At 41.2% G+C, this 19,645-nt stretch carries 17 protein-coding genes; 9 read left to right on the top strand and 8 right to left on the bottom strand.

The window, feature by feature from the left end:
- Positions 1 to 105: 105 nt before the first annotated feature.
- On the bottom strand, positions 106 to 1,491 hold the full coding sequence (gene gabP / locus U2H13_RS03380; RefSeq protein WP_012116987.1) for a GABA permease: 1,386 nt from the start codon (positions 1,489 to 1,491) through the stop codon (positions 106 to 108).
- A gap of 385 nt (positions 1,492 to 1,876) precedes the next feature.
- Here gabP and U2H13_RS03385 point away from each other — a divergent pair, with 385 nt between their 5' ends.
- From U2H13_RS03385 to U2H13_RS03410, 6 genes are all read left to right on the top strand, one after another.
- Complete coding sequence (locus U2H13_RS03385; RefSeq protein ID WP_014417084.1) at positions 1,877 to 2,749, top strand: cation diffusion facilitator family transporter; 873 nt, start codon at positions 1,877 to 1,879, stop codon at positions 2,747 to 2,749.
- A 138-nt stretch (positions 2,750 to 2,887) separates the two neighbouring features.
- Positions 2,888 to 3,850, top strand: coding sequence for a MoxR family ATPase (locus U2H13_RS03390; RefSeq protein ID WP_121984673.1), 963 nt, complete (start codon positions 2,888 to 2,890; stop codon positions 3,848 to 3,850).
- Entirely contained in the window at positions 3,850 to 5,034 is a 1,185-nt protein-coding gene (locus U2H13_RS03395) for a DUF58 domain-containing protein (protein ID WP_121984674.1), read from the top strand. The genes U2H13_RS03390 and U2H13_RS03395 overlap by 1 nt, the downstream gene beginning before the upstream one ends.
- Positions 5,035 to 5,052: 18 nt before the next feature.
- The gene (locus tag U2H13_RS03400; RefSeq protein ID WP_121984675.1) at positions 5,053 to 7,260 is read left to right on the top strand and encodes a transglutaminase domain-containing protein; all 2,208 of its coding nucleotides are present in this window, start codon (positions 5,053 to 5,055) and stop codon (positions 7,258 to 7,260) included.
- A gap of 162 nt (positions 7,261 to 7,422) precedes the next feature.
- Positions 7,423 to 8,964: a glutamine-hydrolyzing GMP synthase gene (gene guaA, locus U2H13_RS03405; RefSeq protein ID WP_017419012.1), complete on the top strand. Its 1,542-nt coding sequence runs from the start codon at positions 7,423 to 7,425 to the stop codon at positions 8,962 to 8,964.
- A 136-nt stretch (positions 8,965 to 9,100) separates the two neighbouring features.
- Positions 9,101 to 10,501, top strand: coding sequence for an SIR2 family protein (locus U2H13_RS03410; RefSeq protein WP_289406259.1), 1,401 nt, complete (start codon positions 9,101 to 9,103; stop codon positions 10,499 to 10,501).
- A 13-nt stretch (positions 10,502 to 10,514) separates the two neighbouring features.
- Here the strand turns inward: U2H13_RS03410 and U2H13_RS03415 are convergent, their stop codons facing one another.
- The 7 genes from U2H13_RS03415 to U2H13_RS03445 form a co-directional block, all read right to left on the bottom strand.
- The gene (locus U2H13_RS03415; protein WP_376700669.1) at positions 10,515 to 11,699 is read right to left on the bottom strand and encodes a tyrosine-type recombinase/integrase; all 1,185 of its coding nucleotides are present in this window, start codon (positions 11,697 to 11,699) and stop codon (positions 10,515 to 10,517) included.
- Positions 11,692 to 11,898 (bottom strand): DUF3173 domain-containing protein, encoded by a 207-nt coding sequence (locus tag U2H13_RS03420; protein WP_342498845.1) that lies wholly within the window; start codon positions 11,896 to 11,898, stop codon positions 11,692 to 11,694. The genes U2H13_RS03415 and U2H13_RS03420 overlap by 8 nt, the downstream gene beginning before the upstream one ends.
- Complete coding sequence (locus U2H13_RS03425; protein ID WP_342498846.1) at positions 11,895 to 12,707, bottom strand: Rep protein; 813 nt, start codon at positions 12,705 to 12,707, stop codon at positions 11,895 to 11,897. Before U2H13_RS03425 ends, U2H13_RS03420 begins: the two co-directional genes overlap by 4 nt.
- A 174-nt stretch (positions 12,708 to 12,881) precedes the next feature.
- Positions 12,882 to 14,201 (bottom strand): FtsK/SpoIIIE domain-containing protein, encoded by a 1,320-nt coding sequence (locus tag U2H13_RS03430; RefSeq protein WP_376700670.1) that lies wholly within the window; start codon positions 14,199 to 14,201, stop codon positions 12,882 to 12,884.
- 3 nt (positions 14,202 to 14,204) lie between these two features.
- Positions 14,205 to 14,549 (bottom strand): hypothetical protein, encoded by a 345-nt coding sequence (locus U2H13_RS03435; RefSeq protein ID WP_047946412.1) that lies wholly within the window; start codon positions 14,547 to 14,549, stop codon positions 14,205 to 14,207.
- 3 nt (positions 14,550 to 14,552) lie between these two features.
- Positions 14,553 to 15,113 carry a hypothetical protein gene (locus U2H13_RS03440; protein ID WP_376700671.1) on the bottom strand — a complete coding sequence of 187 codons (561 nt, stop codon included), beginning with the start codon at positions 15,111 to 15,113 and terminating at the stop codon, positions 14,553 to 14,555.
- 162 nt (positions 15,114 to 15,275) lie between these two features.
- Positions 15,276 to 15,746, bottom strand: coding sequence for a hypothetical protein (locus tag U2H13_RS03445; RefSeq protein WP_376700672.1), 471 nt, complete (start codon positions 15,744 to 15,746; stop codon positions 15,276 to 15,278).
- Positions 15,747 to 16,307: 561 nt separating this feature from the next.
- On the opposite strand from U2H13_RS03445, the gene U2H13_RS03450 reads away from it, so the two are divergent.
- Genes U2H13_RS03450 through U2H13_RS03460 form a run of 3 tightly spaced genes read left to right on the top strand, consistent with a single transcriptional unit; the run spans position 16,308 to position 19,643 of the window.
- Positions 16,308 to 17,570 carry an ATP-grasp domain-containing protein gene (locus tag U2H13_RS03450; RefSeq protein WP_014417089.1) on the top strand — a complete coding sequence of 421 codons (1,263 nt, stop codon included), beginning with the start codon at positions 16,308 to 16,310 and terminating at the stop codon, positions 17,568 to 17,570.
- On the top strand, positions 17,533 to 18,744 hold the full coding sequence (locus U2H13_RS03455) for an ATP-grasp domain-containing protein (protein ID WP_014417090.1): 1,212 nt from the start codon (positions 17,533 to 17,535) through the stop codon (positions 18,742 to 18,744). Before U2H13_RS03450 ends, U2H13_RS03455 begins: the two co-directional genes overlap by 38 nt.
- Before the next feature lie 8 nt (positions 18,745 to 18,752).
- Entirely contained in the window at positions 18,753 to 19,643 is an 891-nt protein-coding gene (locus tag U2H13_RS03460; protein ID WP_014417091.1) for an isocitrate lyase/phosphoenolpyruvate mutase family protein, read from the top strand.
- Positions 19,644 to 19,645: the final 2 nt, after the last annotated feature.

Below are 19,645 nucleotides of genomic sequence, written 5' to 3' on the forward strand. Positions count from 1 at the left end.
TCATCCTGTCCTTATCATTTATTGAAATCCTGTACTACAGTTAATGCTGCCTTGAACAGGTTGGTTAAAAAAACACCCGCCCTTTTTTGAGGAGGGTGTTTGCGGTTATTGCGCAACCCGGCTTTCGGAAGCGCTCTCTTTCGGTTTTTGTTTTTTGCGGAATACATATGAGGCAAGCACCAGCAGAGTAATAAATCCTGTCAGCAGAAATTCAGACCGCATTGAGCTGATAAACAGCATAGATAACAAGATGGCGCAAATGGCGATGATCGTCAGGTAGGTTAAGTACGGATAGAACCACATTTTGATTTTAAGAGATTCAGGGTTTGTCCGTTCGATTTTCTTTCTCATTCTCAGATGTGAGACGGCGATGACGAGATAGACGAGCAGTGCGATCGCCCCTGATGAATTGACCAGAAATAAGAATACGGAGTCGGGAGAAAAGTAGTTCATAACAACGGCAATATAGGAGAAAAAGGTGCCGGCGATAATGGCTTGAACCGGTACGCCTCTTTTACTCAATTTCATAAAACGCCGCGGCGCTTCATTTCGCTCTGCCAGTGAATACAGCATCCGTGACGTCGTATAAAGCCCGGAGTTCAGGCAGGACAGAACGGCTGTCAGGACGATAAAATTCATGATTTGAGCGGCTGCGGGAACCCCGATATGGCTCAAAACGGCAACGAAGGGGCTTTCCAAAATATTGGCTGAATCCCACGGCAGCAGTGTGACCACAACCGCAATGGAGCCGACGTAAAAAATAATGATCCGCCAAACGACTGAGCGGGTCGCCTTTGTGACGGATTCGACCGGATTTGACGTTTCTCCCGCTGCGATTGCGACGATTTCAGATCCCATGAAAGAAAAAATGACAACGACGATGCCGAGCAGAACGGAACTTGGACCTTTAGGGAAAAATCCGCCGCTGCCCGCCAGATTTTCCAGCCCGACCGGCTTGCTGCCGGGGACGATTCCGAAAATGAACGCAAATCCCGCGATTAAGAAGACAACGATCGTCGCTACCTTCACTAAGGAAAGCCAGTATTCAAATTCGCCGAACGATTTAACTGAATAAATATTCGTCAGTGTTAACAGCACGGTCAGAAGCAGACTCGTCAGCCATAACGGAATGCCCGGGAACCAGTACTGTATGATTCCGGCGCCTGCAATGGCTTCAATAGCAATGACGATGACCCAGAAAAACCAATACAGCCATCCGATCGTAAAACCGGCCCAAGGACCGATGGCATCATGCGCGTACTGTGAAAACGAACCGCTTGTCGGGTTGACGGAGGACATTTCCCCCAGCATTCTCATAATAAAAATCACTAATAATCCTGCTAAAGCGTAGGAGACAATCGCTCCGGGTCCGGTGGAATGAATGACGGATCCGCTTCCGACAAATAATCCGGCGCCGATCACGCCGGCAATTGAAATCATAGTCATATGCCGGGTTTTTAATCCCTTTGATAAAGAGTTAGGCTGATTCATTCTTTGCCTCCTTTTGGCTTGTTTATGCTGAATATTCCGACAAGTATTATTCTATCATAAATGCCACAGACAGTTGAAAATGATGTAAGAAAATATGACATTTTTTCTCGTCCGTACAGCAGAGGTGCGGGAAGGAAAAGAAATAATTTTCTGTTATTTTTGTGTTTTAAGGGGTTTGAAAATAATTCCATGAACATGGGATGGCGAGAATCCTTGATACGATTGGGATGAGAGGGGTTTCGTGAATAAAAATAAGTTTCCTGAGCGCATAAATGTTCTATGCTTACTATTTTTCTGTGGAAAGTGAATCATGTTTCTATAGACCCACTGTGTCTTCGCTTTGTATGATAATGAAGGAAAAATTGAACGGGAAGGAGGATTTTCAGTGGAGAGATATCATGAATTGAAAAAAGGCGAAACCGGAGCGATTGTCAGTATTGGCGCATATGCGGCATTGTCGGCTGTGAAGCTTGTGATCGGTTATTTGTTTCACTCAGAAGCGCTTCAGGCCGACGGTTTAAATAATACGACTGATATCGTGGCATCTGCGGCTGTTTTCATCGGTTTGCGCATCTCTCAGAAACCTCCTGACGAAGATCATCCTTACGGCCATTTTCGGGCGGAGACCGTCGCGTCACTCATCGCTTCCATTATTATGATGCTTGTCGGAATGCAAGTGCTGTTCAGCGCCGCGCAATCTATTTTTTCCGTTAAAGAGGAAACACCGGATATGATAGCCGCCTGGACGGCCGCGGGGAGCGCCGTCGTGATGCTGATGGTCTACCGCTATACGAAAGGGCTTGCCAAAAAGGTAAACAGCCAGGCCCTTTCAGCTGCGGCCGCTGATAATAAATCAGATGCGCTCGTCAGTATCGGCACGTTTATCGGAATTTTTGCTTCACAGTTCCATTTGGCTTGGGTGGATACGGTTACCGCGTTTATCATCGGATTGATCATCTGCAAAACCGCGTGGGATATTTTTAAGGAATCCTCTCATTCGCTGACTGACGGTTTTGATGTCAAACATATTTCTGATTATAAAAAGACGATTGAACAGATTGCGGGCGTCAGCCGTTTAAAAGATATTAAAGCGAGATATCTGGGCAGCTCCGTTCATATTGATGTCGTCATTGAAGTGCCGTCTGATCTGAACATTAAAGAGAGTCATGAGATCGCAAATGAGGTAGAACGCAAGATGAAAGAGGAACATGCCATTGACCATTCACACGTTCATATGGAGCCTCTCCAGCTGAAATAAAGCTTCCTTTCTAAAGGGAGCTTTTTCCTTTTTCAGACTGGAAACAATTTGCTGGAAACGTTTTTTTATACTGTTTATATTTTGTGGTAAAGTTAGGTTACGATAATTGAAATTTGAGAGATGACTAGGAGGAGAAGAATGGCTTATAAAGAAGAGCTGCATCCGCTGCTGGAGAAAGCCGTTGAGCATATTGAAAACATCATCATAGGAAAACGGGATATCGCCATACTCAGTCTGGCCGCCATTCTCGCAAAAGGGCATGTGCTGCTGGAAGACGTGCCGGGAGTCGGAAAAACGATGATGGTCCGCGCTTTGGCCAAGCTGATCGGAGCTGACTTTAAGAGGATTCAGTTCACGCCGGATCTTCTGCCGTCAGATGTGACGGGTGTCTCTATTTATAATACGAAAACGATGGAATTTGAATACCGCCCTGGACCGATCATGGGGAATATCGTGCTGGCTGATGAAATTAACAGAACCTCTCCGAAAACGCAGTCTTCCCTGCTTGAGGCAATGGAGGAAGGGAATGTCACGATTGACGGAAAGACAATGCGGCTGGCTGAGCCGTTTTTCGTCATGGCCACACAAAACCCGGTTGAATATGAAGGAACGTATCCGCTTCCCGAAGCCCAGCTTGACCGGTTTTTATTTAAGCTGCGCATGGGCTACCCGACTGCCGAGGAAGAGCTTCAAGTTCTGTCTTTGCAGGAAGGGCGCAATCTGCTTGAAACAATCGAGCCCGTCATTTCTAAAGAACAGTTTATCAGCCTTCAGCAAAAACTGGAGAAGGTGCGGGTGGATGAGGGAATTAAAGCGTATATCGTCGGCATTACTCAGCATACCCGCCGGCATCCGTCCGTACATCTGGGCGTAAGTCCGCGCGGTTCAATCTCATTAATGAAAGCCGCGCAGGCGTACGCGCTGCTTCATGACCGCGATTACGTCATTCCTGATGACGTCCAGTATTTGGCTCCGTATACGCTGCCGCACAGAATGATCCTGACCGCCGAGGCGAAATTTAACGATGTGACGCCGGAAGCGATTATAGAAGACATCATGCAAACGGAAAAAGTGCCCGTCCAAAGGATGTCGGTCCGCTAATGAGAAAGAAGATGCATTGGCTTCTATATGGCTGGAAGCTGCTTATGTTGGCCGTACTGACGGCGGCTGTCTTTTCTTATGCCATGTTTCAGGGCGGATTTGTGAGCTGGTTTTTATTTTATGCGTTTTTGCCGTTTACCGTTTACGCCGGGCTGGTCGCTGTGTACCCGCTGCGGGCGTTTCAGGTGACGCGTGACGTGTCCTCTGCCCAGTTAACCTCAGGCGACAGGCTGTCTGTCACCATCAGGCTGACGAGGCGCCTGCCGTTTCCGCTGACATATATGGTCATTGAAGATGTGATGCCGGAAACGCTTGGCGAGAGGCGCAGTGCGAAACAGCTCGTGTTTCCGTGGTTTCAAAGGAAGCTGACGTTACAATATGAGCTGCCGCAGGTGCCGCGCGGAGAGCATCATTTACATACGATAAGAGTGCGGACGGGAGATGTTCTCGGGCTTTTGGACAAGACGGCGTCGTTTTCCGTAACGGATACGGTTCTGGTTTTCCCGGCGTACGGGTCTGTTCACTATAAGCCGCAGGCCGCATCAGGAGAAGAGGGTGCGGGTGCCGGCGCTCCGTTTCAGGTACACCGCTCCGCAATGGCTGCGAGCGTCAGAAATTATCAGCCGGGCGACCGGTTTTCCGCACTTGACTGGAAAACATCGGCGCGGCGAAATGAGCTGATGACGAAGGAATTTGACCCGCTGCAGAGTATGAATATGATTCTCCTTTTGGACTGCAGGCCGTCCCCATCGTTTGAAGCCGCGGTGTCAGCTTCGGCATCCCTGCTTTACACGGCGCTTATGAAGGGCTCTCCCGCAGGATTTATTTCATTGGGGAGAGACCGGATCGTATTTCCCGTCGGGGAGGGAGACCGGCATTTCAGAAAGATGCTGCGTTACCTGGCATCAGCTTCAGAATCGGAAGAAGCTGGTGCAGGCGGGCGTTTAGAAAAAGAGCTGGCGGATCCGCGCGTCCGCAAAGCTTCCATTGCCATCGTGACGGGCAGTCTTACAGAAGACCTTCTCAAACAGGCTGAGCCCGGCCATGCTGACATGACGGTGTTTTTGGCGAAAGAAACGAATGCCGCGCTTTCGGAGAAAGAACGGAAACTCGCTCTCATCTTCGCGCAAAAAAATATTAAGGTGCAAATGATCAGGGACAAACGGGTGTCCCATGTTGTTTAGAAAGAGAGGTGGCGCGCCATGCCGCATGACGAGAACCAGGGAAGCAGGCTGAGTCTGCTGCTGTTTTATTTTCTCGCTTTTTTATTGTTATGGGAATGGCTCAGGCCGCTGCACAATTTTACGGATACAAAACATACCGGTTTTTTCATCGTTTTTATCGGTTTGGCATTTCTGCTGTCATTCTTCCGGATGAGGTGGTACGTCACCGTGCCGTCCTGCATTCTGTTTACGTTGATCAGTATTCACATCCTGTTTTATAAAGGTTCGGTTTTTCAGCCGGAATGGCTCGTTTCTTTTTTGCGGGACGTGATGCAAAATGCCCGCCACATCGGGACCGGAAGATGGAATGAAATGAATCCGTCATTCCGCACGTTGCTGTTTTTTGTGCTTTTATGGCTGCTCGTGTATTTGCTGCATTACTGGGTGATCTATCAGCGGAAAATATTATTCTTTTTTATCATGACGGTGGCGTATATCACCGTGCTTGATACGTTTACTCCCTATGATGCCGCATACGCCGTCATCCGGATCGTCTTTATCGGCTTTTTGATGATGGGGCTTTTGTATATGGAGCGCATCCGGCTTACGGAACACATAGCGTTTAAAAAAAGATTGATACTCAAATGGTTTCTGCCGCTGATGCTGTTTATCTGCGCTTCCGTCGTATTCGGTCTGGCGGCTCCGAAATCAGACCCGAACTGGCCGGACCCCGTGCCGTTTCTTAAAAAAATAACAAACCACAAAGAAGTGCCCGCCGCCGAAAGCAAAATCGGCTACGGCAATCATGATGAAACATTGGGCGGCCCTTTTCAGGAGGATGATACGCCGGTTTTTACATGGAAGGGAAAAGAACGGGCGTACTTCCGGGTGGAAACGAAGGATACATACACGGGGAAAGGCTGGGTGGAGACCGATCAGGGCATGTCCTATAAACTGAACGGCGGCAACGTGGAAGATATATGGTTTGACCGGAGTGTGCAGACGAGACGATATACGGCACAGGTGTCCATTGATGAGAATTATCTCTATAATCACGTCATGTATCCGATCGGCGTCTCCAATATTAAACCGAAGCACTCGATTCAGCTTGAAATGAACGGAAACACCGAGCAAATTACGCCGGTCAGTGAACAAGTAGGCAACATCCGCAATATGGGACGGTACACGGTGACTTTTCAGGCGCCCGTCTTTAAGCTGAATGATCTCAGAAAAGTGAAAGTAAAACGATACCGTGAGCAGAATCAATTCAATGACCGGTATTTACAGGTCCCCGACAGCCTTCCGAAAAGAGTGAGACAGCTTGCGAACAGACTGACGCGGGATCATCATAATATGTTCGATAAAGCGAAGGCGATCGAGGATTATCTCGGATCTTCCGCATTTTCGTATCATACACAGGATGTCGCGGTTCCGGAGCACAATCAGGATTATGTCGATCAATTTCTGTTTGAAACGAAAAGAGGATATTGTGATAACTTTTCATCGGCAATGGCCGTGCTGCTCCGATCTGCGGGTATTCCCGCCCGTTGGGTGAAGGGTTATACATCCGGCGAGTATAAAGGGGCAGGCGACCATAACGGCCACATTTATGAAGTCACAAACAACAACGCCCATTCGTGGGTAGAAGTGTATTTTCCCGATCAGGGCTGGGTGACGTTTGAGCCGACGAAAGGCTTCACCAATCCGACGGAGTTTACGTCAGAGCAAAATCATACCGCGGCAAAAGACAGCGGAGGCTCAGCGGGGAACTCGGATGCACCGTCTGACAAGCAGCGTCAGGAATCAAAGCCGGAAAAAGAGGAAAAGCCGAAAAAGCGGGATCACAGCGCGGCCCCGCAGCCTGTGATCCGCAACAAAACCGCGGCACAGCTATGGCCGTATGCAGCCATCGTCATTGTGATTTCAGCCGCGGCGGCACTCGCCTGGCTGCTCCGGGCGCGCTGGATTCCGCACGTTACAGCAGCCAGATTGAAGCGGCGAACGGATGAAGACGTCTTTTTCGACGCATATGCCGCGCTGCTCCGACAGCTGAAACGAAAAGGGTTCAGCAGGGGAGACGGAGAAACGCTCCGTGATTTTGCCGCGAGGGTTGACGAGGCGCACCATACAAACGACATGTCCGAGCTGACGCTGCGCTATGAGCGTGCGTTATACCGCAGCGATAATGCCGCAAAGCTTTGGAATGAATCGGGACAGTTGTGGGAAAATATAATTAAAAGAAGATAGTCTTGACCGCATATCGTCCTGTTGTTAGAATAAATGAATGTTAAATGGGAGCCCGGGAGCGTTAAAAAGCCGGGCTTCCGGACAAGTCTTGCCGACAGAGGGCTGAACGTGTGTCCTCCGTTTTTTCTGTGTCAAAAACTTAGAGGAGATTAGGTGACAACCATGACGAAGTTAGTGAATGAAATGATTCTTGTTCTTGATTTCGGCAGTCAGTATAACCAGCTGATTACCCGCCGGATCCGTGAATTTGGCGTATATAGCGAGCTGCATCCCCATACGTTGACAGCTGAGGAAATCAAAGAAATGAATCCAAAAGGAATTATCCTTTCAGGCGGACCAAACAGTGTATATGATGAAGGGTCTTTCCGCTGTGATGAAAAAATCTTTGAACTTGATATTCCTGTATTGGGCATCTGCTACGGCATGCAGCTGATGACTCATTACCTCGGAGGGAAAGTCGAGGCGGCAAGCCAGCGCGAATACGGAAAAGCGAGCATTCAGATTCAAGGAACTCCTGACTTGTTCAAAGATCTTCCGGAAGAACAAGTTGTCTGGATGAGCCACGGCGACTTAGTCGTACAAGTGCCGGAAGGGTTTACGGTAGACGCGACAAGCCATCACTGCCCGAACTCGGCGATGAGCAAAAAAGACAAAAAATGGTACGGTGTTCAGTTCCATCCGGAAGTCCGTCATTCAGAATACGGAAATGACCTTCTGAAAAACTTTGTCTTCGGGCCTTGTGAATGTAAAGGCGAATGGTCAATGGAAAACTTTATCGAAATCGAAATGCAAAAAATCCGCGAAACCGTCGGAGACAAACAAGTGCTTTGCGCTTTGAGCGGCGGAGTCGATTCTTCTGTCGTAGCCGTTTTGATTCATAAAGCGATCGGCGACCAGCTGACTTGTATTTTCGTAGATCACGGCCTTCTCCGCAAAGGCGAAGCGGAAGGCGTCATGAAAACGTTCAGCGAAGGCTTTAATATGAATGTCATTAAAGTTGATGCGAAAGACAGATTCTTAAACAAGCTGAAAGGTGTTTCTGATCCTGAGCAAAAACGCAAAATCATCGGCAACGAATTCATTTACGTGTTTGATGATGAAGCGGACAGGCTGAAAGGAATCGACTACCTTGCACAAGGAACGCTTTACACAGACATTATTGAAAGCGGAACGGCAACTGCGCAAACGATCAAATCGCACCACAATGTCGGCGGACTTCCTGAAGATATGCAGTTTGAGCTGATCGAACCGCTGAACACTCTTTTCAAAGATGAAGTGCGCGCGCTCGGCACAGAGCTCGGCATCCCGGATGATATCGTATGGCGTCAGCCGTTCCCGGGCCCTGGACTTGGCATCCGCGTACTCGGCGAAGTAACGGAAGAAAAACTTGAGATCGTTCGTGAATCAGACGCGATTCTGCGTGAAGAAGTGGCGAACCACGGCCTTGAGCGCGACATCTGGCAGTACTTCACGGTTCTTCCTGACATCCGCAGCGTCGGCGTCATGGGAGATGCGAGAACGTATGATTACACAATCGGTATCCGTGCCGTAACATCAATTGACGGCATGACATCTGACTGGGCGCGTATCCCTTGGGATGTGCTTGAAGTGATTTCGACACGGATCGTCAATGAAGTGAAACACATCAACCGCGTCGTGTATGACATTACGAGCAAGCCGCCTGCAACGATTGAGTGGGAATAATAAAAAGAAAGCCTAGAATCCTTATTGATAGGACTTCTAGGTTCTTTTTTTTAGAAACTGCTAACATTTTGCAAACAATAATTATATATGATGGTATAATTTACATATATAATTATTGAGTTTGGACGGTGAAGCAATGGGTGTTGCATATGCAAAGTACTTAGAAGAGTCTCTTTCAAGAATGAAGAATATTATAAATGACAGTGGGACAAGACCGATACTATTTGTAGGTTCTGGGATTTCTAGAAGGTATATAGATACTCCGGATTGGGAAAGTTTATTAGAAAAATTAATTGATTTAAACCCGAATATTAATATGCCGATTGGTTACTTTGTACAGCAAACAGAAAATGATTATCCTGCAATTGCAAATCTTCTTTTAGAGGAATATCAAAAGTATGCATGGGAAAACAAAAATAAAGATGTGTTTCCAGAGGAACTATATGATGGTAAGTTTGACAAAGATATATTTTTGAAATATAAAATTTCAGAATATATAAAAGAATTAAGTGAAACATTTAATATAAATCAACATAAATATCAATCAGAGTTAGAAGCTTTTAGAAAATTAAATCCTCATGCAATTATAACTACAAATTATGATGATTTGTTAGAGAGATTATTTCCTAAATTCAATGTAGTTGTAGGACAACAGGTAATAAAACAAAAGAACTCTACTTCATTGGGACATATTTTAAAAATTCATGGATCGATTAATGAAATTTCAGGGATAGTAATTTCTCAAGATGATTATGCTAACTTTGAACGAAAGCAAAAATATTTAAGTGCTAAATTATTAACATATTTTATGGAACATCCATTGTTTTTTTTAGGCTATTCAGTCACTGATGAGAACATAAGGGCTATTTTAGCTGATATTTCAGAGATTGTAACAGAGAATACAGATGTGGTTGTAGAAAATATATGGTTTATAGATTGGAACCTAGAAATAGATGAAAATTTGTCACCTCCTACAGATAGATACATAACTTTGGGCGATGGCAAAACTATTCGAATAAATTACGTTTTAGTAAGTGATTTTTTAAGAGTGTATCAGGAATTATATCAAGCTTCAATTGTTGAAATAAGCGAATTAAGAGCACTTGAGGAAAATATATATAATATTGTTAAAAGCAAGACGATTAGCAACTTGGAAGTCGACATGATAAGTATCAGTGATATAAATTCTGTTGAAAAAATAGAAGAATTTATTGGGATTGATGAACAAGTAGAGAGTGGTAAGTTGAATGTTAAGAATGTAATTGGATTGTCAACGATTAGTGACCCACAACAGTTAGTCACTAGATTCTCTTTAACACTTTCTGATGTTGGAAGAAAATTAGGGTTTGATGGTTGGTATAATGCAAATCAGCTTATAAAAAAAGTCGAAGAACAAGAAGGCATAAGCATAAAAGGTACAACAAATAATTATCACATCAATGTAGGAACAAAATTACCTGTGCATAGATATTCGAAACAAATGGTAGATTTGTTAAAATTGGTGAAAGAAGGAAAAGAATATTCGTTGGATTTGTAAAAAGAGAGCCTTTTTAGCTCTCTTTTGAATTTCTTTTAAGATACTGATTTGATGCCCTTTTTCTATCGAGCCTTCCATTGAATTTAACGTGTATAGTGTTACTTAGCCTTTTAGCAACTTCTCTATTCATATTAGGGTAAAGATGGCCATATGTTCCGAGAGTAGTCTGTATATCTTCATGTCCTAACCTATCGCGTATGACTAGAGCATTTTCTCCTAAAGAAATGAGAAGAGAGGCATGAGAATGACGTAAAGCATGTGTCTTAATCTTATGCACATTAGCCAAGTTAGAGTGTTGTTCAATTATATGGAACGTTGAACTTTTATTAGTTGGTAATCCATTGTAAGACAAAACATACTTTGAGGGGAAAACATCTAACTGTCTTTTCTTCCATTTTATTAAAAACTCAATTGTATCGTCATCAAGCGCGATTAAACGGTTACTAGCCTTTGTTTTAGGCTCTGTAATATAAAACTTTTTTGTGTTTTTGTAATACATGGACTTGCTGACAGATAGTGTTTTTTCATTCAAATCAATGTCCGAGTCCCATTCTAATGCTTGAGCTTCTCCAAAGCGAAGACCAGTCATAAATAAAAGCCAAATTGTCATGAATGCAAAATGTTCATAATAATCATCTGTATTAAAGGTAGAGATGAATTTTTCAAATTCGTCTTTTGTCCAAAAATCAACTTTCTTTTTAATTTTTTTAACATTACCTACGGTTTTTGCTGAATTTTTTTGTATTAAGCCTAAAGTTTTTGCTAAATCCAAGCTTTTTTGTAACAATCCATGGATATTTCTAATATAGGAACTTGAATACTTTTCAGAAAGATTGTTTTGCCATTTCTTAATCATGGGTGGACTAATATCTTTTAATTTTTTATTAAAGAAAAAGCTGAAGTGATAATCCATTGAAGATACTCTATTTTCAAATGTTCTATCGCTTACAGAGAGTTTATAATCAGGTTTAAAGTACGTTTCATAAAATTCTTTAAAAGCCATAGTGCTATTCTTCTTAATAGAAGTTCTAGAGTAATTGTTCATATATTCATCATAAGCTCGTTTAGCTTCTCTTTGTGTAGAGAAACCACGTTCCCAGTGCTGTACCCGTTTTCCTTTTTCATCATAGCCTAAGCTAGCAACAAAATACCATTTGCCATTATTCTTATCTTGATATACATTTGAAATCTTAGGCATTAGATTTATCTCCTGTTGTTTCCATTGAGAATCCTAAAATTTCCTCAACTGCGGCGACAGGTACTCTTCCTAGACGTTTACTTGAATAATATGAAAAACCTTTGTTCAACATTAATCGTTTAGCCTGACGAATAATGTCTGCTGATTGACTAGGTCCAAAACCTAAGCTAATTAATTCTTGTTTAGTGATTGTAATCAATTAGTACACTCCTTTCTAAATTTGGTATAGCGAACAGTTGATTCCTTATACGAATTAATTGTTGAGTGAAAGTCAGGAATGTTTCGTGTATACTCTTTACTGTATAGAATTTGCCCATCAGACAAATCAGTCAATTTCAACGAATTAGTTCGTCGCACTAAAGGTGTTTTTAAATTTTGGGATTTGAAAAATGCCTTTTTTTTATGCTCTTTTCTTTCTAAATCTTTAGAAAAATATTTACTCACATACCGACCACGATTTTCTTGACTATCTACATCAATCTTGTTTAATTTAACAAAACCATGACCCCATAACTTTTCCAAATCACTTATTTTGATGAAAGGGAAGTTAAAAAAGATAACATGATAATGAATTGCACCACGTTTTTGTTTTTCCCACACAGCCAAATATTTCAGCTGCTGTTTTTTAATTTTGTACAAACGATAATTAAGTCTTTTTATAAATTTGTTGAACTCTGAATTTGTGAAAGATATATCTTTTTCATTCGCTTTGAATGTTAATGTCATAAATTTTGTTGCGTCATCAAAATTACAATCAACAATACGAGCAATTTCCCAGCGCATCTGTTCATAATGTTTTTGTTTACGCTTCAAACTGTCGTATTGTTGAAGAGTATCCTTGCAGGTGAAGTCTTCTTTTATCCAATCCTTATCAGTATGTACAATTTCTACATCATCCTTAACGTGATAAAAGACAGGGGCATCAATATATTCCCAAACTTCAACAGTAGTAGGTGTTTCAATTATTTTGTACTTATAACTTTTGATCGCTTTTTTGATAGGAACCACTCATTCCAAATTCCTGCCATACCTTTTCAGAATCCTATTTTCTCTAGATGTTGTTCTATATATCAAGTTAAATAAGCCGAGCAAAGAGCGCTCGTCTACACCCCTCAAAGTGAATGAAAAGAATCGGGCACTCCGTTTAGGCGTCGAGGCGCCTACCTCCCTATTTCATTCACTTCAAGGGGTTGAGTCAGGGTTCTTGTCACGAATTTTTCGTAGTTCCCCTATAAAATCAAAGTCTTTAGGAACAAGTGGCGATTCAAAGTAGACAGGCGCATTATGTTGCCCGTCTATCATGACGAAACCACCACCGATCTCATTTACACTCTTATACTTCATATCAACTGAACCAAATAACATTTTTCTTCCTTCATCAGTCATATTCCCTAATCCAATGCGTACCCCGAACTGATCTCTAAGGTTACCAGCTAGTATATTGGCATCTGGCCTTTGCATAATCATACAGATCTCGATTCCACTTTGACGTCCTTTCAATATGAGAGAAGTTAAATAACTATTAATTTCCTTCAATGTTTTAGGTGAACTTACAGATGATAGGGCGGCATACTCATCTATCACTACAACTAAAGGTTTCATACCTGAGAAGTCTTTCCATGTCTTACCGAATGAATTTTCATCCGTAAACAATTTTCTATAACGTTTTTCCATTTCATCGCTTGCTTCACGCAATAACTTCGCAATCTCATTTTCGGTAGTAGCTGTATGTTCTTTATTAACTAACCTACCAATCAAAGCAAGATCAGCAGACTTTGGATCAGCAACAAATAATTCTGCACCTTTACGAAGGTAATCCAAAATCAGTGTATTTACTAAGTAAGTTTTCCCTGAACCAGTACCTCCAACAATTAGTGCATGTGGTGGCTTTCCAAGCTCCCAGTTAATTTTTGATGTTAGTTGTATAACGTCACTATTTAGAAGAGTTAACGATTCATTTCCAAAAACAATTCGTTGATCATTCACGAGTTCAAATACATAATCACAATATTGAATATCGTCGTATTTTTTATATAATTCTAATCCAAATAATGCGCTAAGCAGCGTGTCATATGAATTAGCCTTATCAGAAAATTTGTCAGCTTTCTTCCACGCTCTAATAATTAATTCATCATCAGTCACCATGTACAAGAAATAAGCAGAGTTAACCACTATTTTTTCTCTTCTTGGATTGCCATTTTGGTTAGCACCGACTTCACGAGTTTCTTCTTCATATAATTTATTCGCTGATATAAATCGCTTTAGTTTATTAAAAGGAGAAAGATTAAATTCTCTTTTAGATACAATCCACTTTTTGATTATCTGAATTAAAGCAAAGAAGAAGAGAAGTAGAAGAAGTGTTTGTAAACCACCAGTTAATAGACTATCAAGAAATATTGTAATCAACACTAATAAACAGATAGAGAATAGTAGGCTTGATAATCTATACCGAAAGGGAATTTTTGAGAAATAACTTACTTGAACAAAATCGTTTCCTCTCACTTTTTATCCTTCCTTTACGATAGTGCATTTTTCTGCTTTCGCCGAAAGTTGTATCCAATTATTAGAAACATAAGGTGTTATTTCAAGATTTTCAAATTGCACTAATGTATTGTCTGGAACTTCTGTTTTTTCAGTGTCAAAAAGAGGGCGGGCTTCCTCAACTTTAATAGAAATCTTTTCGAATTTTCGTTCTAGGCAAACGATTGTATAGTTATAATGTGTAATCCTATCTGTTCTCTCATATTGCCCATTGTCTTTTTTTAGACGTTCATATGCAGGCTTAACATCTACAAGTAATAGTTTCGTTCCTAACGTGTCCATATTATTAATTACGGGTCTGATTGCCATGTTTTAATGTCCTCTTTTCTGATTTTCATTTTCTGTTACTGCGTTCTGATTCCAACTTGTTGAGAATCCAGCCACTACTTTCACTAAATATTCATATGTGAAGCCACGAGGACTAGGATAAGCATGATCTGCTACTGTTTTTAACTTAAGAAATAAGATAGAGTCTTTGGGCATTTTGTCTTTCACAGATGTTATAGCAATCGGATCTTTTGCTAACTCGGAAAAAGTTTTATGATCTACACGAAAGTTATTATTTATTAAAAAGTCGATAGCATCTGCACTAAACTCAAATGGTTGAATCTGTTCGAGTGACTTGATATTATCCTCTGCCCATAGATACCAATTGTTAAGAATTTTTTTGGCTGTAATTTCAGCTATATTACTACCCATTACTTGTTTAAGCTCCCTAACAAAAGCATAAAACGAGCTATCATATTCAACACCTTTCATAATGTCCCAATTCTTTCTTTGAAAGTATTTAATCCTTGATTTATTCATGTCGGTAATTCCATGAAATTTCGCTTCCACATATTTAATTGTGGCTAACATTTCTTCTGTTTTCATAACAAACACTCCCTATAGTTTTCTAAAGCTTAAAGACAAAGATAATTAAACGTTCATAGGTTTCTTAGAAAATTTTTAATTATTATAAATACCACCTCCTTTAAAAATGTCGTACTCACATAGACATTTAGGTCGGAAAATTGAAGACTTCAAAATAAGTCTTCAAGGATTTTGGTTATTAAAAACTTCTAGATAATAAGCATAAACGACACATTTTATGATAAAGCTCATCTTAAGACTCCTGATATTTTTCTGGGATTTGAAATCTATACGATATTGTTCTAGTCCTTGAATAATGTGTGTATCTAAATATAGACGGGGAGTCAGTGTTCCAATTTCTTTTTGATAATCAATTTCATTATTGGGTTTTTCTAATTTTTCAATTATCTGTCGCCATTTTTCCAGGGTATAATGCTTAGTCTTATTAAATGCAACCTCCACAATACTAGATGTAGAAACCTTTAAAATAATTGTAAGCGAGACTCCATCAAGTATTTCTGAGTGGTTTTCAATCACTTCATTTTCTATATCTGCAATAAGACCATCATTAATGTATTTGTCTAATTTCTGTTGCTTATATTCTTGTAATTTTTCAATCCAATACTTTGCTTCATAAGATAAACGAATATTCAAATACTCCCTACTCATCTATACACCTCGCAATAATGTCGTACTCATGTAGACAATTTATCATAAAAATTTTTGTTTTGCAAACAGATTGCAAACAATCGGTATAAATTATTGTTTTATAAAATGTTGTCAAATAACTCAAAAGCTTGTAAGACTTACAATTAGCTTTAAATGAATTTGTTAAATCATTGAGTGGGAATAATGAGAAAAGCCTCAAATCTTTTATTTATAAAGATTTGAGGCTTTTTTAATTTACATGGTTCTAGGAATAATGGGCCTTTTATCATTAACACCGGAGAAGATGTGCAGCAGTTTTTTATATATTCGAGTTTTTTAATCAGTTGTATTCCTAATATTCTCCCTATAATTTCATTTTTTCTAATAAAACTGAATTCATAAAATATTCATTTAATAACAAATAATGTATGTTATTATGAATATATACAAATAAAACATATGATGGTTTGAGTTTTCCAAGGGGTTTTTTATCTTCTGCATTCAGTTCTTTAGAAACGCAGAAGGTTTCTAATTTGCAGAAAAAAATGTTGAAAGAGGCTCGGAAGGATGGAAAAACATATTTTATTTTTTAATGCTACTTATATTAAAAAAATTTCTACTTTGGAGACTGCTAAAAATTTGGGCTTGACGGTTTCTGTTGTCGGCCCTGAACTGCCTGAATGGTCGCGGCCATTCGTTGACCATTACATTTCCGCAAATACTTATCAGATTGATGAGACTATAGCTGTTCTGAAGGAAACTGCCAAAGAAAATCCTTTTGATGGAGTCATTACATTCTGGGATAGAGATGTGGTTCCGGTGGCGGTAACTGCCCGAGAACTTAACTTAAAGGGCAGTCCGGTGGAAGCGGCAGAACGGGCTCGAAACAAATGGAAGATGCGTCAATGTTTGAACCGCGCACAAGTTCCTCATCCAAAATATTGCAAATTTACAAATTGGACCGAATTATATCATGCAAGCATTGATATGGAATACCCATTGATCGTTAAACCTGTGGGTGCTTCTGCCAGTAAAGGCGTATTCCGAATATCAAAGCCTGAAGATTTAAATCGCGCATATCAGCAGCTGTTAAACGCCGCGGTGCCGGAAAACGATAAAATGTTTTCTTTTTATCAAAACGAGTATATTGTTGAAGAGTTTATGAACGGACAAGAAGTCAGCATTGAGGGAGTGATTTCCGACGGAGTCATTCACTTTGCAGGTGTTACTGAAAAATGGACGGATCAGTATTTCGAAGAATACCAGCATGCATTTCCCGCCAGGCTGCCGGAGGCTGTGGAACGTGAATTATTCCACATCACCAGTGAAGGGATAAAAGCTTTGGAGCTGAACAATTGTGGTTTTCATGCCGAGGTCATGATCACAGAGAAAGGGTGCAAGATTATCGAGATCAACGGTCGTCTGGGCGGCGATTTTATTACTACCCATTTGGTTCCTCTAGCCAAAGGTATAAATATAACGCGCGCAAACCTATTGGCTGTATTAGGAGAAACAATAAGCTTTGAAGCTTCGAAAAGAAGAGCTGCCTGCGTCAGGTTTTTAATTGCAGACCGTGCTGGTGTGATAGAAAAGTGGGAAGGTGTCGAATCGATCAAAGAAATGCCCGGGGTCGTTGAATTTGTTTTAGAAAAGCAGCCGGGCGATCATGTTGGCCTGCCGCCTGAAAAGTTTCATGATTCCCGGATTGCTTATGTCATCACAGAAGCCGAAGATACAGAAAAAGCGATCGAATATGCTGAAAATGCTTTATCTGAAGTGAGGTGTTTCATCAATGGAGAGGAAAAGACTGTTCCTGATCGGGATTCCTGAAACGCATATTGAGAAGGCCGTTACGAGGGCAAAACAACTTGGTTTTGACGTCTTATTAGGAGATACAGAAGCTTCATTAAAAAAATATGAGCATTTAATAAAGGAAGCTGACCAAAAAATCGCATTAGATTATACCAATCATGAGAATCTATTCTCAGTCGCTAAAGAAATCCATGACAAAGAGCCTTTAGATGCCATATTTACTTTCAAAGAAGCCGGCTTATTCAATGTATCCAAACTTCAGCAGGCATTTCATTTAAAAGGAAATCCTCCGTCTGTGGTGCAAGCATGCCTTGATAAATATACAACGCGCCGGCTTTTAAAAAAGGCAGGACTAAACTCTCCCGATTTTGGATTGTGCAGGAGCGTGGAAGACGTATACGATTTTTGGAATACATCTCAACATCCTATCATTTTAAAGCCGAGATCTCAGCAAGGCAGTATAGGCGTCATAAAAGTTGAGAAAAAAGAGGACATTGAGGCGTGTTTTAAAGAGTGTTCAAAACATGACGAGGAGAAGTCAGTATTAGCCGAAGAATTTATAGAAGGGCAGGAAATTTCAATAGAAGCCGTTGTCTGCCAAGGCAAGGTCGACATATTTGGTGTGACCGAAAAGTTGCTATACCCCGGGACTTTTGTAGAATCTGGGCATATATCGCCGTATAAACATAAAGAAAAACATCAGGATTTGTATAAGAATCTGGTCAAGGAAGTTGTTCATGCCATGGGGATCGTATTTGGCCCCTTGCATATTGAAGGGTATCACACAAATAAAGGATTTGTGGTTGGCGAGGTACACACCCGCTATGGCGGAGACAACATAGTGACCATTACAGAAATCGCCATGAAATGTGATATGCATACACCTATTTTTGCGGAACTGGCGGGCATCCCATATCAACCGGAAAGGAAACATGCTCAAAGCGAAGTATGCGCCGTTCGTTTTTTAGAAACGAACCAAGGGGTTGTACGCGCAATCAAAGGGATCAGCGATCTCAAAATGATGGGGAATGTAGTAGATTTTCATGTAAATTGCAGTGTCGGTGATAGAATCAGACCGATCAAAAACAGCTACGATAGAGCAGGATGGATGATTGTAAAGGGGAAAAATGAGCGAGAAGTCAATCACGCATTACATGATGCGATTGACAAAATAAAAATAATCATTAGGTGAAGGGGAGAATGATGGTGAAAAACAGAAAATCATCAATTTTTAGAGATGCTTTAAACAGTAAAGGTTTGGTGAAAGTTGCGGGAGCTCATGACGGTTTAAGCGCCAAATTAGCAGAGAAAAACGGATTTAATGCCGTATGGGCAAGCGGTTTGGGAATCTCGGCTGTGCAAACTGTACCTGATGCCAGTATATTAACGATGACTGAATTTCTTGAAGCCGCCGTCATTATGAATGAATCATGCAATTTGCCGGTCATCGCTGACTGTGATTCCGGCTACGGGAACATTCACAATGTCACCCGCATGATCAAAAAATACGAAGCTGCTGGTATTGCCGGAGTTTGTATTGAAGATAAAGTATATCCAAAATTAAACTCATTTGACGACAGACAACAGATCCTTGTCAGTACTGAAGAATTTTGCGCAAAAATTAGAGCCGCAAAGATGGCTCAGCAAAATGACGATTTTGTATTGATTGCCCGTGTCGAAGCTTTAATTGCTAAATTGGGTCAAGAAGAAGCCTATACAAGAGCAAAAGCTTATGTTCATGCTGGAGCAGATGCAATTTTAATTCATTCAAAAGAACAATCGCCTGATGAAATTATTGAGTTTGTTAACAATTGGGACGTGGATGCGCCGTTGGTTGTGGTTCCGACTAAATATCCGACGCTCTCAATGGAACAGCTTGAGAAATTGGGAGTGAAGGTTTCCATCTATGCGAATCAGGCGTTGCGCGCTTCTGTTAAGGCTATAAATGATACATTCGAAAGCATTATAAATAATAAATCGTCTTTGCAGATTGAAAATGACATCGTGAGCGTTAATGAGATATTTGACATTCAAGACGTTCCGGGGATGAAGCAACTGGAGCGTTTGATCCATAGACAGCCGGCTAACTGAGG

Origin of the sequence: Bacillus sp. A1 (genome assembly GCF_042296235.1) — a bacterium.
GTDB classification, from domain to species: domain Bacteria; phylum Bacillota; class Bacilli; order Bacillales; family Bacillaceae; genus Bacillus; species Bacillus velezensis.